The following is a 14,129-nucleotide window of genomic DNA, read 5'->3' on the forward strand; positions in this document are numbered from 1 at the left end:
GTTACTGGGCACGTATGCGTGAACAGTAACGTCCACTTATCTGCGGAGGGGACATTTGGGAAGCAAAACTTGAGAAACCGCTTCGATTGTGCTAAAATGGAACCATCGTTTGACAGAAAACGACAGAAAATGACATGGACGAGAGGATAGGGCAATGGGAGCAATCAGTAATGACTGGCTGGCTCCGCTCAGCGGAGAGTTTAAAAAGCCATATTACAGAAAGTTATACGATACTGTGAAACGGGAATATGAGGCGCATGTTGTATATCCGGATGCGAATGATATTTTCAATGCATTTGATTTTACCCCTCTTTCCGAGGTAAAGGTGGTTATTTTAGGTCAGGATCCCTACCATGGTCCGGGACAGGCGCATGGGCTTTGCTTTTCGGTAAAGCCGGATGTGGAAATCCCGCCGTCCCTGGTGAATATTTATCAGGAATTGCACGATGATCTCGGCTGCTACATCCCGAACAATGGCTATCTGACGAAATGGGCGAAGCAGGGAGTCATGCTGCTGAACACAGTTCTGACCGTCCGCGCGCATCAGGCTAATTCCCACCGTGGAATCGGCTGGGAGGAGTTTACGGATGCTGCGATCAAGATCTTAAATGAGCAGGACCGTCCGATGGTATTTATTCTGTGGGGACGTCCGGCACAAGCGAAGAAATCGATGCTTAACAATCCGAAGCATCTGATTCTCGAAGCGCCGCATCCGAGCCCGCTGTCTGCGTACCGCGGATTTTTCGGCAGCCGCCCGTTCAGCAAGACCAATGAATTTTTAAAAGAACATGGTGTTGCCCCGATAGACTGGCAGATAGAAAACGTGTAGGAAGGAGCAGACATGAGTTTTGTTGAGATTTTAAAGGTAATTGTACTGGGAATCGTGGAAGGTTTCACGGAATGGCTTCCGATCAGCAGTACCGGGCATATGATTCTGGTGGATGAGATCATCCATCTGGATGTCAGCGAGGCGTACCGGGAAGTGTTTATGGTTGTCATCCAGCTGGGTGCGATTCTGGCGGTTATGGTGCTGTATTTCAATAAATTGAATCCGTTTTCACCGCACAAATCGATGGCGCAGAAGCGCGGTACAATTCGTTTGTGGATAAAAATTATTATAGCCTGCATTCCGGCAGCGGTGATTGGGCTTCCGCTTGACCATTTCATGGATAAGCTGATGAACGGCTATGTCGTAGCAGCGATGCTGATTCTCTACGGCGTTTTGTTTATCGTACTGGAAAATCGAAACGTGCACCGTCATTTTCCGATTGAGCGCGTGACGCAGATTTCGTTCCAGACAGCGGCGCTGATCGGCTGTTTCCAGGTGCTGGCGATGATTCCGGGTACTTCCCGTTCGGGCGCGACGATTCTGGGCGCGATGCTGATCGGCTGTTCACGTCCGGCGGCGGCAGAATTTTCATTCTTCCTTGGGATTCCGGTTATGTTCGGTGCGAGTTTTTTAAAGATTGTGAAATTTTTCATTCAGGGCGGCGGATTTTCTTTCGCGGAGTTCATTTATCTGGTTCTTGGTATGGTGGTCGCATTTGGCGTGTCCGTGTACTCGATCAAGTTCCTGATGGGATATGTCCGCAAGCATGATTTCAAGTTTTTCGGATATTATCGGATTGTGCTTGGTATCGTGGTGCTGTCCTACTTTGGTATTTCGGCGCTAGTAGGTTAAAATGTACGCTCGGAGTCTTTCCTGCACTTGCTTTTGCGGCTGGCGGAAAGATTCCGAGAGCACATTAAATAGAAAAAGAGGATTCAGACCTGACAGAAATGCGGAGGTCTGGATCCTTTTTTGCGTTCATATAATACATGGAAGCGGAAACGCAAATATAAAGGGGATGCCCTGTCACAGTTCAGGGCTGACACGTCTAAAATGGTAAATCGGATCATTCAAAATAAGGGTTCCATGAGGAAAAAACTGCTCTGCCTGTGCACGGCAGTGCTGCTGGATCTGTGTTTCTTAGGAATCGTGTGCAGGCTGGCAGTGGGGATGCAGTGGGAAGATTTGGCGGAAGTGGAGCAGGCGGACCAGACGGACCAGACGGTTTCCTCCCCGGAATGCTTTTCCGGCGGGGAGCTGGCGCTGACCTTCGACGACGGACCGCACAGGGTGTACACGAAAAAGCTGCTGGACGGCTTGCGCGAGAGGGGCGTGAAAGCCTCTTTTTTTCTGGTCGGGGAAAATATTCCGGGTAATGAGGAACTGGTGCAACAGATGGCTAAAGACGGTCATCTCATCGGGGTTCACTGCATGGCACATGTGGATCTGGCGCGCCAGCCGATTGAAAAGAGCGTGGAGGAGATTCGGGAGACGGCCGATTGGATCGAGGCGGTCACGGGAAAACGTCCGGAATACATACGTCCGCCGTATGGTTCATGGAGTACGGAGCTTCAGGAGAGAGTGTCGATGACGCCGGTGTTCTGGGACGTCGATACGCTGGACTGGAAAAACCGGAATACGGCGCGGATTGTGAAGCATATCTGCAAAAATGCGGCGGTTCACACGGTGGTGCTGATGCATGATGCATATCAGACTTCGGTCGATGCTGCGCTTGAGACGATTGACACATTGACGGCGGAGGGATATACTTTTGTTACAATAGAAGAATGTCTGATTGATTGAGAGGATACGATGGATTTATTTGATTATATGCGGAAAAATACGATCGAGCAGGAGGCGCCGCTGGCATCCAGGCTGCGCCCGTCCACGCTTGACGAGGTGGTGGGACAGAAGCATATCATAGGAAAGGATAAGCTTTTGTACCGGGCGATCAAGGCAGATAAGCTCGGATCGCTGATTTTTTATGGACCGCCCGGAACGGGCAAAACGACGCTGGCGCGCGTGATTGCCAACACGACGAGCGCGCGTTTTGAGCAGCTCAACGCGACGGTGGCGGGGAAAAAAGATATGGAACAGGTCGTGCAGGATGCCAAGGATGCGCTGGGGATGTACGGAAAGCGCACGATCCTGTTTATCGACGAGATTCACCGCTTTAATAAGGGGCAGCAGGACTATCTTCTGCCGTTTGTTGAGGACGGGACGATTCTGCTCATTGGTGCGACGACGGAGAATCCGTATTTTGAGGTCAACGGGGCGCTGATTTCCCGATCCCGTATTTTTGAGCTGAAACCGTTGGAAAATGCGGATATCCGCGAGCTTTTAGAGCGGGCGATCCATGACAAGGAAAAGGGCATGGGAAGCTATCGCGCGGAGGCGACGGACGAGGCTCTGGATTTTCTGGCCGATATGGCAGGCGGAGACGCGCGCGCGGCGCTCAATGCGATCGAGCTTGGTATTCTCACAACGGAACGGAGTGGAGATGGGCTGATTCACATTACACTCGATGTGGCGCAGGAGTGCATCCAGCGCCGTGCCGTGAAGTATGACAAGACGGGGGATAACCATTACGATACGATCTCAGCGTTTATCAAGAGTATGCGCGGTACCGATCCGGATGCGGCAGTTTATTATCTGGCGAAGATGCTGGATGCAGGCGAGGATATCAAATTTATTGCGCGGCGTATCATGATCTGTGCGTCGGAGGATGTCGGCAATGCGGATCCGCAGGCGATTCAGGTTGCGGTCAGCGCGGCATTGGCAGTGGAACGGATTGGTCTGCCGGAGGCGCGGATTATCCTGTCGCAGGCAGCTACCTATGTGGCGAGCGCGCCGAAGAGCAACGCGGCGTATGTGGCGGTCGATGAGGCACAGGAGGCGGTCAGGTTAAAGGGAAACTTTACGGTGCCGTCCCATCTGCGCGATCGCCATTACAGCGGGGCGGAGAAGCTGGGGCATGGCGACGGGTACAAGTATGCACACGATTATCCGAACCATTATGTGAAGCAGCAGTACCTGCCGGATGGACTGGAGGGCAGCACATTTTACCGCCCGTCAGAAAATGGGTATGAGAAGAAGATGGGGGAGTGGCTGCGCTTTCTGAAGGGCTCTGAATGAGAAAAAGCTTCCCATATGTTCCTGAATTGATATGTATGAAGAAAATGTTTACTTGAATTTTTATGAAAACCGTTTATAATAAAACCAAGGTGGCTGCAGGATAAAGAGCAGTCACAGCATAAAAGGCTATGTTAAAAAGGTATGCCGGGCAGGTATCTGCCTGTCCGGTTTCGTGTAAGTACCTGGAAGACATCCACACGTTTCTTATTTCTGATTTTTGAATCCCAGAGAATATGACACAATTAAACAGGGCAAGGAGAATTATATGAGAGAAAAATTAAAGACACTCCCTCTGGTGCAGCTTCGGGAAATGGCGAAGGCACAGGGGTTAAAGGGGATCAGCACCCTGAAAAAGGCGGAGATCATAGACAGGCTGTGCGAACTTGAGAAGCCGGCGGAAGGGGGACAGAAAGAAGAAACGCCCCAGGCTTCTGTCAGTGAGCATCCGGCCGGATCGGCGGAACCGGCAGAGAGAACGGAAATGCACGTGCAGCCGCGCAGAACGGATGCAGGGCAGAATACATCGGCACAGACGTATTCGCAGCCGCGGAGATCTGCCAACGGAGAACGGGCTGCGGGAGGGCAGAATTCCAGCTATGAGCGCCGCAGCGAAGGCGGATACCGCCGGAATGAATACGGCTCCTATACACGCCGTGAGAATAATAATACCCGTTATCAGGATAACCGCAGACGCGAGTACACGCAGCGAGAGGGGTATCAGAGAAATTCCTATGTGCCGCGTAACAATTACAATGAAGCGATGAGCACAAGAACCGAGTATAGCCAGCCGGAACATACCGCACCGGCACCGCAGATGGCAGACGTAGCCTCCGAGTACAGTCAGCCGGAACGTACCGCGCCGGTGCAGCAGATGGAAAGCACCCGTACCGAGGTGGAAAATGCACGCATGGAGGATCTGAAAAATGAATTTCAGGAGCTGGACAGCGGCATCGAGGCGAACGGAATCCTGGAGGTTATGCCGGATGGATTTGGATTTATCCGTTGTGAAAACTTCCTGCCGGGTGAAAATGACGTCTATGTGGCGCCGTCCCAGATCCGTCGTTTTAATCTGAAAACTGGTGATATCGTGCGCGGAAGCCGTCGTGTAAAGTCGGCGACGGAGAAATTTGCCGCATTATTATATATTAATTCGGTCAATGGATACCCGACCAGCGTGGTGGAAAAACGCCCGAATTTTGAAAATCTGACGCCAATTTTCCCAAATGAACGTCTGCACCTGGAATATCCGGGGGTTAAGACTTCCATGGCGATGCGCGTGATGGATCTGCTGTCCCCGATCGGAAAAGGACAGCGAGGCATGATCGTATCCCCGCCAAAAGCCGGAAAGACCACCCTGTTAAAGCAGGTGGCGACGACCATCACAAAGAACCATCCAGAAATGCACCTGATCATCCTTCTGATCGATGAGCGTCCGGAGGAGGTGACAGATATCCGTGAGACGGTAACGGGAGAAAATGTCGAGGTCATCTATTCGACGTTTGACGAGCTGCCGGAGCGTCATAAACGTGTGTCGGAGATGGTAGTAGAACGGGCGAAGCGCCTTGTCGAGCACGGAAGGGACGTTATGATTCTTTTAGACAGTATCACCCGTCTGGCGAGGGCTTACAACCTAGTGGTTCCGCCGAGTGGACGAACTCTTTCAGGTGGTTTAGATCCGGCAGCGCTGCATATGCCGAAGCGCTTCTTCGGTGCGGCGAGAAATATACGCGAGGGCGGCAGCCTGACGATTCTGGCGACCGCGCTGATTGAGACGGGCAGCCGTATGGACGATGTTATTTACGAGGAATTTAAGGGAACCGGCAACATGGAGCTGGTGCTTGACCGCAAACTTTCCGAGAAGCGTATCTTCCCGGCGCTCGATATCCTGCGTTCTGGTACGCGAAGAGATGATCTGCTTCTTTCGTCCGCCGAGGCGGAAGCGGTCGATATCGTCCACAAGGCGACCAACACGCAGAAACCGGAGGATACTGTTGAGCGGATCCTGGATCTGTTTGCCAAGACGAAGAACAATACGGAATTTGTGGAGATCACGCGGAAAAAGGGGTCATTTTACTAAAAATCATGTTTCACCAATAGCGCATCTGTGAGGACTTTCTTCCAGGCAGGAAAACAGGACTGTAAGAAGAAAAATAGTATTGAAAAATAGATAAAATTGCTTGCTAAAAAGTACACACCATGATATAATTATAAGGCTGTATTAACAGACGGTAGTTCTGACATCTGCGTGAGTCGTCCTTACGAGTGGAAGGAACGCTTAAATGATGGAATAGCGTGCCTGGATGTGCGGAGCTTTATATAGAGCCGTTTTAAGACGGCTTGCAATTAAAAAAGCGGTCGGAAATCGCAATGAAAAATTCAGAGAGGTGAAAGAAATGAGAGAAGGAATCCATCCAGCCTATTATCAGGCAAAAGTAGTTTGCAACTGTGGTAACGAGTTCGTAACTGGTTCTACCAAGAAAGACATCCACGTAGAGGTTTGCTCCAAGTGTCATTCATTCTACACAGGCCAGCAGAAAGCAGCCGCTGCCCGCGGACGTATCGATAAGTTCAACCGCAAGTACGGCATCAACGCAGGCAAATAAGTTTGAACCATGTAAAGGTTGGGTTTTAGTGGCGACATTAAACTCAACCTTTTTGTTTTCTTCTTTTTTTATTTTGAAAGGACAGCATGAAGTATTCAGGAATTGGCGGTCAGGCGGTAATTGAAGGCATCATGATGATGAAAGGCGAGGACTATGCAGTGGCAGTCCGCCGGCCTGACAAAGAGATAGAAGTAAAAAAAGACACATACCAGAGTATCACGAAAAAAGCGAAGATTTTACAGCTTCCGTTTGTACGCGGCGTGTTCCGGTTTGCAGATTCGATGATCATCGGTATGCGGAGTCTGACGTATTCCGCCAGCTTTTTTGAAGATGACGAGGATGCAGAGCCGGGAAAATTCGAACAGTTTTTAGACCGCGTGTTCGGCGAGAAGCTGGAGAGTGCGATCATGGCAGCTGTTCTGGTAATTTCGTTTATCCTGGCAATTGGTATTTTTATGCTCCTGCCGCTGGGGATTGCGAACCTGTTTAAGGGAGTTATCACATCGGATCATCTGATGGCAGTGTTGGAAGGTGTGATCCGGATCGCGATTTTTATTATCTATATTAAACTCGTTTCGCGGATGGAGGACATCCGGCGGACATTTATGTACCACGGGGCGGAGCACAAGTGCATCAACTGTGTGGAACACGGACATCCGCTGACGGTAAAATATGTGCGCGAGAGCTCGAAAGAGCACAAGCGCTGTGGTACCAGTTTCATATTGATTGTCATGGTGATCAGTATTCTGATGTTTATGGTGATCCGGGTCGATACGATCTGGATGCGGATTCTGAGCCGTATTATTCTGGTTCCGGTCATTGCAGGTATATCATATGAGGTATTGCAGTGCGCCGGACGGAGCAATTCGAAGTTTATGGATCTGGTGAGCCGTCCGGGTATGTGGATGCAGGGTCTGACGACGAAGGAGCCGGATGACTCGATGATTGAGGTGGCGATCGCGGCGACCGAGGCAGTTTTTGACTGGAGAGAATACCTGACGGAGAATTTCCCAGGCTGGGAAAAGCAGCTGGAAGAGTCATAAATAGAACACGGTACGACAGAGGGGATGAGTCGATGAGCGAGGAAAACGGAAGAACAGACCTGACCTGGAGAGAACTGTTGGATGAGGGCGGCGCGCGCTTAAGTGAGGCGGGTGTACCGGACGCAGGGACGGATGCCTGGTATCTGATGGAAGCGGCGTTCGGGATTGACCGGGTGCATTATTATCTGGATCAGAACCGTCCGATCCATGCGGAACGCCTGGAAAAGGGCTATGGGCGCTATCAGGAAATGCTTCAGAAACGGGCAGAGCGCATTCCACTGCAGCAGATTCTGGGAATGCAGGATTTTATGGGAATGACATTTTCTGTCGATGAAAATGTCCTGATTCCGCGCCAGGATACGGAGACGTTAGTTGAGCGGGTTCTTCGGGATTACCCGGAAAAGGATCTGAAACTTTTGGATATGTGTACCGGATCCGGCTGTATCGCGATCAGCCTTGCCGTGCTTGGCGGCTACCAGAACGTGACGGCGGTGGATATTTCCGAGGCGGCGCTGCGCGTGGCAAAGAAAAATGCGAGACGTCTCTTTTTGATTCAGAAGGGAACTGCGCGGTCAGAATCGTTTCAGGTATCGGAGGATCCGTGGTGCATCCGCCTGAAAACGTGGCTGGCAAAGGGACCGCTCCTGCAGGCAGAGATCGAGGAACACAGCCTGACACTTTTGCAGAGCAATCTGTTTCAGGCGGTGGAGGCGGATGTCATGTACGATGTGATTGTGTCGAATCCGCCATATATCCCATCGGCGGTGATCGACGGTCTGGAACCGGAGGTACGCGACCATGAGCCTCGGCTGGCGCTGGACGGCAGCGAGGACGGTCTGTATTTTTACCGGGTTCTGGCGCTGGAGTGCAGCAAACATCTGAACAAGGGCGGCTGCGTATATTTTGAGATAGGATATGACCAGGCGGAGGCGGTCAGCCGGATACTGACCATCGCCGGGTATCGGGAGATAGAAGTGATAAAGGATGAGCCGGGGCTTAACCGCGTGGTAAAGGCACGGTGGAACCGTTAGACGATAGAGGAGGATATCATGTTTGACAGATTGGATGATTTGCTGATCCGTTATGAAGAGCTGATGGAAGAGCTCGGCAGCCCGGAAGTGGCAAGCGATACAAATCGTTTCCGCAAGCTGATGAAGGAGCAGTCGGATCTGGCTCCGATTGTGGAGGCATATAAAGAGTATAAGAAGGCAAAACAGGACGTAGAGGACAGTCTGGCGCTTCTGGATGAGGAATCCGACGAGGAGATGCGCGAGATGGCGAAGGAAGAGTTAAATGCTGCGAAAAAGCGCATCGAAGATCTGGAGCAGGAATTAAAAATTCTGCTTCTTCCGAAGGATCCGAACGATGAAAAGAACGTTATCGTCGAGATCCGTGCAGGTGCAGGCGGCGATGAGGCGGCATTATTTGCGTCCGAACTGTACCGTATGTATGTGCGCTTTGCAGAGCGCAACCGCTGGAAAACTGAGCTTGTCAGCGTCAGTGAAAATGGAATCGGCGGCTTCAAGGAGGTCGTTTTCATGATTACCGGCCAGGGCGCTTACTCCAAGATGAAGTACGAGAGCGGTGTCCACCGCGTACAGCGTGTGCCGGAGACCGAGTCCGGCGGACGTATCCATACCTCGACCGCGACGGTTGCCGTGATGCCGGAGGCAGAGGATGTGGACGTTGTCATCGATGATAAAGATATCCGTATTGACGTTATGCGTGCGTCCGGAAACGGTGGACAGTGTGTCAACACGACTGACTCCGCGGTACGTCTGACCCATATTCCGACCGGTATCGTGATCTACAGCCAGACTGAGAAATCGCAGTTACAGAACAAGGAAAAGGCGTTCCGTCTTCTGCGTTCCAAGCTATATGATCTGGAGCTGGAGAGACGCCAGAACGAGGAAGCGGCAGAACGCCGCAGCCAGATCGGTACCGGTGACCGTTCCGAGAAGATCCGTACCTATAACTTCCCGCAGGGACGTGTGACCGAGCACCGCATCAAACTGACCTTGTATAAGATCGATTCGATCATGGACGGCGATCTGTATGAGATCATTGACAGCTTAATTGCAGCCGATCAGGCGGCGAAGCTGGCGAAGATGAATGAGGGCATCTAAAGAATTAGAGAAAACGGAAAGGGGATCCTATATGGAAAGAAGAGATAAAGTCAATTATTATTTGGATCTGGCGGAAATGGTTTCGCAGCGGAGTACCTGTCTGCGAAAGCACTACGGGGCAGTGATTGTGAATAACGATGAGGTTATCTCGACCGGCTATGTGGGCGCCCCGCGCGGACGGAAAAATTGTTCCGATATCGGTCGCTGCATCCGCGAGGAGCTTCATGTGCCGCGCGGCGAGCGGTACGAGTTGTGCCGCAGTGTCCATGCCGAGGCCAATGCCCTGATCAGTGCCTCCAGAGAGCGCATGATCGGCGCGTCGCTGTATCTGACCGGTGTCGATGCGAGAACCGGCGGGTATGTGGAAAAATCGAGCTGCTGTTCGATGTGCAAGCGCATGGTAATCAATGCCGGAATTGAACATGTCTATATCCGTGATACGAAAAATGAGTACCGAAAAGTCGATGTAGAAGATTGGATCCGCGAAGATGAATCGCTGGAAGGAAAATTTGGGTACTAAGAAGCGCACAGGAGACGGCGCTGCCCGCTGGGCACGCCGCATCTTCTGTGCTTTTTTGATCGTGATTGGATGTCTGGTTCTGGCGGATGGTGTGGGGGATGCGGTTAGAAGGGCGGAAAACAGAGATTCCCAATCTGAAGGAAATGTAGAGCAGAATTTATCTGGAAAATCTGATTCAGATGCGTCAGAGCCGATATGGCAGCCAGATTTCGCAGTCTTAAAATGCCAGAATGCCGACGTCATCGCCTGGATTCGCATTCCCGGTACTCACATCGACGAACCGATTGTCCAGACAAGCGACAATGAATCGTACCGCAGCATCGGGCTGGATGGAAAACCAGATCCAGCCGGGACCGTCTTTCTGGACTGCGAGAGTGCACCGGATGCGTCGGATTTTCATTCGATCTTTTACGGGCATCATATGAAGGACGGAAGCCGGTTTTCCGAGCTGGTCCGCCTGAAAGACGAAGATTTCTTCCAGAAGCATCGGACGGCTTACCTCTATTTCCCAGATGGGAAAAGGCGGACACTCCGTCTGATTGCAGCGCTCACTGCGGGCAGTCAGGGGGAACGGCGTAGGACGGAATTTGCGGATCGGTCGGAGATGCATCCTTATATAGAAGAAATGACGGAGGGATGCCGGTTTCGCGAACTGCCAGACGAGGAGGTTTCCCACTTGTATTCCTTTGTGACGTGCAGTTATGAATTTGCGGATGCGCGGACGATTGTGTATGCAGTGGATGAGTGATGCTTATGGATTGTACGTTACTGTTCACGTATACGTGCCCAGTAACGGAATTTGCCGTGGCTCCGCATTTAAATACGGCAAATTCCTGCTGCCACCACGTTTTCTTACGGCACTTTCGGTTCCAAAAGTGCCTACCCGTGAACAGTTACGATTGTACAATGCAAGAAAGAAGTGCAAAGCAAATAAATTTGCAAGCAGCAGGCAAATGTGGTATATTACTTATAGTGATGAGATCTGCCTTTTTTTAGAAAAGAGGCGTGAAAATAAAACATATGAGGAGAACAAGATATGAAGGGTATCGTTTTAGCAGGCGGTTCAGGCACACGCCTTTACCCGCTGACACGCGTAACTTCCAAACAGCTGCTTCCGATTTATGACAAACCGATGATTTACTATCCGATCTCCGTTCTGATGAACGCGGGAATCCGGGATATTCTGATTATTTCGACACCGGATGACACACCGCGTTTTAAGGAATTGTTGGGCGATGGACATCAGTTTGGTTTACATTTAAGCTATGCCGTGCAGCCAAGTCCGGATGGACTGGCGCAGGCATTTATCATCGGCGAGGAGTTCATCGGGGATGATTCCGTAGCGATGATTCTGGGCGACAATATTTTCCAGGGTCAGGGACTTGTGAAACGCCTGCGTGCTGCCTCTGCCAAGAAAGAGGGCGCGACTGTATTCGGCTACTATGTCGATGATCCGGAGCGCTTCGGTATCGTAGAATTTGACGACCAGGGCAAGGCGATCTCCATCGAGGAGAAGCCGGAGAAACCGAAGTCCAATTACTGTGTAACGGGTCTGTATTTCTATGACAACCGGGTAGTAGAGTATGCGAAACAGTTAAAACCGTCTTCCAGAGGCGAGCTTGAGATCACCGATTTGAACCGCATCTATCTGGAAAATGGCGATCTGGATGTCATTCTTCTGGGACAGGGCTTTACCTGGCTCGATACCGGTACACATGAGTCCTTAGTTGAGGCAACCAATTTCGTTAAGACAGTAGAGACCCACCAGCACCGCAAGATCGCGTGCCTGGAGGAGATTGCGTACTTAAACGGCTGGATCAGCAAGGAAGAAGTGCTGGAGGCATACGAGGTATACAAGAAAAACCAGTATGGCAAATATCTGAAAGACGTACTGGATGGGAAATATGTTGATAAAATACATCAGAATTAAAAGGAGTTAAAACAATGAAGATTATCGTGACAGGCGGAGCCGGATTCATCGGCGGAAACTTCGTACACCATATGGTAAATAAATACCCGGAGTATCAGATCATCAATCTGGATCTTCTGACCTATGCGGGCAACTTAGAGACACTGAAACCGGTTGAAAACAAACCAAATTACAAATTTGTACACGGCGATATCGCAGACCGCGACTTCGTGTTTAAACTCTTCGAGGAAGAAAAGCCGGACATCGTAGTAAACTTTGCAGCAGAGAGCCATGTAGACCGTTCCATCACGGATCCGGAGGCATTTGTCCGTACCAATGTCATGGGAACGACCACCCTGCTGGATGCCTGCCGCACCTATGGAATTAAACGTTATCATCAGGTATCGACCGATGAGGTATACGGCGATCTGCCGTTAGACCGCCCGGATCTCTTCTTCACGGAGACAACCCCGCTTCATACCTCCAGCCCGTACTCTTCTTCCAAGGCGGGTGCGGATCTGTTTGTACTGGCATACCATAGAACCTACGGACTTCCAGTGACAGTATCCCGCTGCTCCAACAATTACGGTCCATATCATTTTCCGGAGAAGCTGATTCCGCTGATGATCAGCCGTGCGCTGGCAGACGAGGAACTTCCGGTATACGGCGACGGCGCGAACGTTCGCGACTGGCTGCACGTATCCGATCATTGTGAGGCGATCGATCTGATTCTCCACAAGGGACGCGTCGGTGAGATCTACAATATCGGCGGACACAATGAGAGAACCAACCTGGAGGTTGTCAAAACCATCCTGAAAGCGCTGGACAAGCCGGAAAGCCTGATCCGTTACGTCAAGGATCGTCCGGGCCATGACCGCCGTTATGCGATCGATCCGACCAAGATCGAGACGGAGCTTGGCTGGAAGCCGAAATACAATTTTGACACCGGCATTCGTCAGACGATCGACTGGTATCTGAACAATCAGGACTGGTGGAAACACATTTTAAGCGGTGAGTACAGCCAGTACTTCGAAAAAATGTATGGAGATAGATTATAATGAGAGTATTAGTGACAGGCGTCAAAGGCCAGCTTGGCTATGACGTGATGAATGAGCTGAAAAAACAGGGTCTTACTGGCATCGGCGTGGATGTCGATGAGATGGATATTACCGATGCAGAGGCATGCCGCCGCGTGATCACCGAGGCAAAGCCGGATGCAGTGATCCACTGCGCTGCATATACTGCAGTAGACGCAGCGGAACAGAACATGGAACTCTGCCGTAAAGTCAATGCAGATGGAACGAGAAATATCGCTGAGGTCTGCAAAGGTCTGGACATCAAAATGATGTACATCAGCACCGATTATGTATTCAACGGTCAGGGCACCCGCCCGTGGGAGCCGGATGACCACCGGGAACCACTCAACGCCTACGGTCAGTCGAAGTATGAGGGCGAGCTGGCAGTCGAGGAGCTGGTAAAGAAGTTTTTCATCGTCCGTATCGCGTGGGTATTTGGCGTGAACGGCAAGAACTTCATCAAGACGATGCTGCGCGTTGGCAAAGAGCGCGGGGCAGTCAGTGTTGTAGATGATCAGATTGGTTCCCCGACTTACACCTACGATCTGGCGCGTCTGCTGGTTGATATGATTCAGAGCGACAAATATGGTCGTTACCATGCGACGAATGAGGGACTTTGCAGCTGGTATGAATTTGCAGTTGAGATCTTTAAGCAGGCGGGCATGGACGTCAAGGTGACGCCGGTCAGCACTGCCGAGTATACAGCTGCTTATCCGGGTCAGGCAAAACGCCCGATGAACAGCCGGATCAGCAAAGAAAAACTTTCGGACAACGGATTTGAGAGGCTTCCGTCCTGGCAGGATGCGGTAGGTCGCTATCTGAAAGAAATTCAGTAAAAAATGTGCAATCAGACATAGAAAGCAGCAGAGGCAGAAAGTGTGAAGTGCC

14 protein-coding genes are annotated in these 14,129 nt (G+C 51.1%); all 14 read left to right on the top strand.

Going from position 1 to position 14,129, the window contains the following annotated elements:
- The first annotated feature begins 154 nt into the window (after positions 1-154).
- On the top strand, positions 155-829 hold the full coding sequence (locus C7U56_RS11825; protein ID WP_107001385.1) for a uracil-DNA glycosylase: 675 nt from the start codon (positions 155-157) through the stop codon (positions 827-829).
- Between the two features lie 12 nt (positions 830-841).
- Positions 842-1,681, top strand: a complete 840-nt coding sequence (locus tag C7U56_RS11830) for an undecaprenyl-diphosphate phosphatase (RefSeq protein WP_022360611.1) — start codon at positions 842-844, stop codon at positions 1,679-1,681.
- Between the two features lie 234 nt (positions 1,682-1,915).
- On the top strand, positions 1,916-2,632 hold the full coding sequence (locus tag C7U56_RS11835) for a polysaccharide deacetylase family protein (RefSeq protein ID WP_181357236.1): 717 nt from the start codon (positions 1,916-1,918) through the stop codon (positions 2,630-2,632).
- Between the two features lie 9 nt (positions 2,633-2,641).
- Positions 2,642-3,964, top strand: coding sequence for a replication-associated recombination protein A (locus C7U56_RS11840; protein ID WP_107001387.1), 1,323 nt, complete (start codon positions 2,642-2,644; stop codon positions 3,962-3,964).
- 265 nt (positions 3,965-4,229) lie between these two features.
- Entirely contained in the window at positions 4,230-6,041 is a 1,812-nt protein-coding gene (rho, locus tag C7U56_RS11845; RefSeq protein WP_107001388.1) for a transcription termination factor Rho, read from the top strand.
- A gap of 316 nt (positions 6,042-6,357) precedes the next feature.
- Entirely contained in the window at positions 6,358-6,567 is a 210-nt protein-coding gene (gene rpmE / locus C7U56_RS11850) for a 50S ribosomal protein L31 (protein WP_022360607.1), read from the top strand.
- 86 nt (positions 6,568-6,653) lie between these two features.
- Positions 6,654-7,610 carry a DUF1385 domain-containing protein gene (locus C7U56_RS11855; protein WP_022360606.1) on the top strand — a complete coding sequence of 319 codons (957 nt, stop codon included), beginning with the start codon at positions 6,654-6,656 and terminating at the stop codon, positions 7,608-7,610.
- 32 nt (positions 7,611-7,642) lie between these two features.
- Positions 7,643-8,641, top strand: coding sequence for a N5-glutamine methyltransferase family protein (locus C7U56_RS11860; protein WP_107001389.1), 999 nt, complete (start codon positions 7,643-7,645; stop codon positions 8,639-8,641).
- Between the two features lie 18 nt (positions 8,642-8,659).
- The gene (prfA, locus tag C7U56_RS11865; RefSeq protein ID WP_107001390.1) at positions 8,660-9,736 is read left to right on the top strand and encodes a peptide chain release factor 1; all 1,077 of its coding nucleotides are present in this window, start codon (positions 8,660-8,662) and stop codon (positions 9,734-9,736) included.
- Positions 9,737-9,767: 31 nt separating this feature from the next.
- On the top strand, positions 9,768-10,256 hold the full coding sequence (locus C7U56_RS11870; RefSeq protein ID WP_022360603.1) for a deoxycytidylate deaminase: 489 nt from the start codon (positions 9,768-9,770) through the stop codon (positions 10,254-10,256).
- Positions 10,225-11,004, top strand: a complete 780-nt coding sequence (locus C7U56_RS11875) for a class B sortase (protein WP_107001391.1) — start codon at positions 10,225-10,227, stop codon at positions 11,002-11,004. Before C7U56_RS11870 ends, C7U56_RS11875 begins: the two co-directional genes overlap by 32 nt.
- Positions 11,005-11,292: 288 nt before the next feature.
- The gene (gene rfbA / locus C7U56_RS11885) at positions 11,293-12,186 is read left to right on the top strand and encodes a glucose-1-phosphate thymidylyltransferase RfbA (RefSeq protein WP_107001393.1); all 894 of its coding nucleotides are present in this window, start codon (positions 11,293-11,295) and stop codon (positions 12,184-12,186) included.
- 14 nt (positions 12,187-12,200) lie between these two features.
- Positions 12,201-13,223 carry a dTDP-glucose 4,6-dehydratase gene (gene rfbB, locus C7U56_RS11890; protein ID WP_107001394.1) on the top strand — a complete coding sequence of 341 codons (1,023 nt, stop codon included), beginning with the start codon at positions 12,201-12,203 and terminating at the stop codon, positions 13,221-13,223.
- Complete coding sequence (rfbD, locus tag C7U56_RS11895) at positions 13,223-14,077, top strand: dTDP-4-dehydrorhamnose reductase (RefSeq protein WP_107001395.1); 855 nt, start codon at positions 13,223-13,225, stop codon at positions 14,075-14,077. Before rfbB ends, rfbD begins: the two co-directional genes overlap by 1 nt.
- Positions 14,078-14,129: the final 52 nt, after the last annotated feature.

The sequence above is a fragment of the Clostridium fessum genome (assembly GCF_003024715.1).
Taxonomy (GTDB): domain Bacteria; phylum Bacillota; class Clostridia; order Lachnospirales; family Lachnospiraceae; genus Otoolea; species Otoolea fessa.

What these genes read in the sequence shown, in the direction of transcription:
- C7U56_RS11825 (WP_107001385.1), top strand. Translation starts at nt 155, where the DNA reads ATGGGAGCAATCAGTAATGACTGGCTGGCTCCGCTCAGCGGAGAGTTT.
- C7U56_RS11830 (WP_022360611.1), top strand. Translation starts at nt 842, where the DNA reads ATGAGTTTTGTTGAGATTTTAAAGGTAATTGTACTGGGAATCGTGGAA.
- C7U56_RS11835 (WP_181357236.1), top strand. Translation starts at nt 1,916, where the DNA reads ATGAGGAAAAAACTGCTCTGCCTGTGCACGGCAGTGCTGCTGGATCTG.
- C7U56_RS11840 (WP_107001387.1), top strand. Translation starts at nt 2,642, where the DNA reads ATGGATTTATTTGATTATATGCGGAAAAATACGATCGAGCAGGAGGCG.
- rho (WP_107001388.1), top strand. Translation starts at nt 4,230, where the DNA reads ATGAGAGAAAAATTAAAGACACTCCCTCTGGTGCAGCTTCGGGAAATG.
- rpmE (WP_022360607.1), top strand. Translation starts at nt 6,358, where the DNA reads ATGAGAGAAGGAATCCATCCAGCCTATTATCAGGCAAAAGTAGTTTGC.
- C7U56_RS11855 (WP_022360606.1), top strand. Translation starts at nt 6,654, where the DNA reads ATGAAGTATTCAGGAATTGGCGGTCAGGCGGTAATTGAAGGCATCATG.
- C7U56_RS11860 (WP_107001389.1), top strand. Translation starts at nt 7,643, where the DNA reads ATGAGCGAGGAAAACGGAAGAACAGACCTGACCTGGAGAGAACTGTTG.
- prfA (WP_107001390.1), top strand. Translation starts at nt 8,660, where the DNA reads ATGTTTGACAGATTGGATGATTTGCTGATCCGTTATGAAGAGCTGATG.
- C7U56_RS11870 (WP_022360603.1), top strand. Translation starts at nt 9,768, where the DNA reads ATGGAAAGAAGAGATAAAGTCAATTATTATTTGGATCTGGCGGAAATG.
- C7U56_RS11875 (WP_107001391.1), top strand. Translation starts at nt 10,225, where the DNA reads ATGAATCGCTGGAAGGAAAATTTGGGTACTAAGAAGCGCACAGGAGAC.
- rfbA (WP_107001393.1), top strand. Translation starts at nt 11,293, where the DNA reads ATGAAGGGTATCGTTTTAGCAGGCGGTTCAGGCACACGCCTTTACCCG.
- rfbB (WP_107001394.1), top strand. Translation starts at nt 12,201, where the DNA reads ATGAAGATTATCGTGACAGGCGGAGCCGGATTCATCGGCGGAAACTTC.
- rfbD (WP_107001395.1), top strand. Translation starts at nt 13,223, where the DNA reads ATGAGAGTATTAGTGACAGGCGTCAAAGGCCAGCTTGGCTATGACGTG.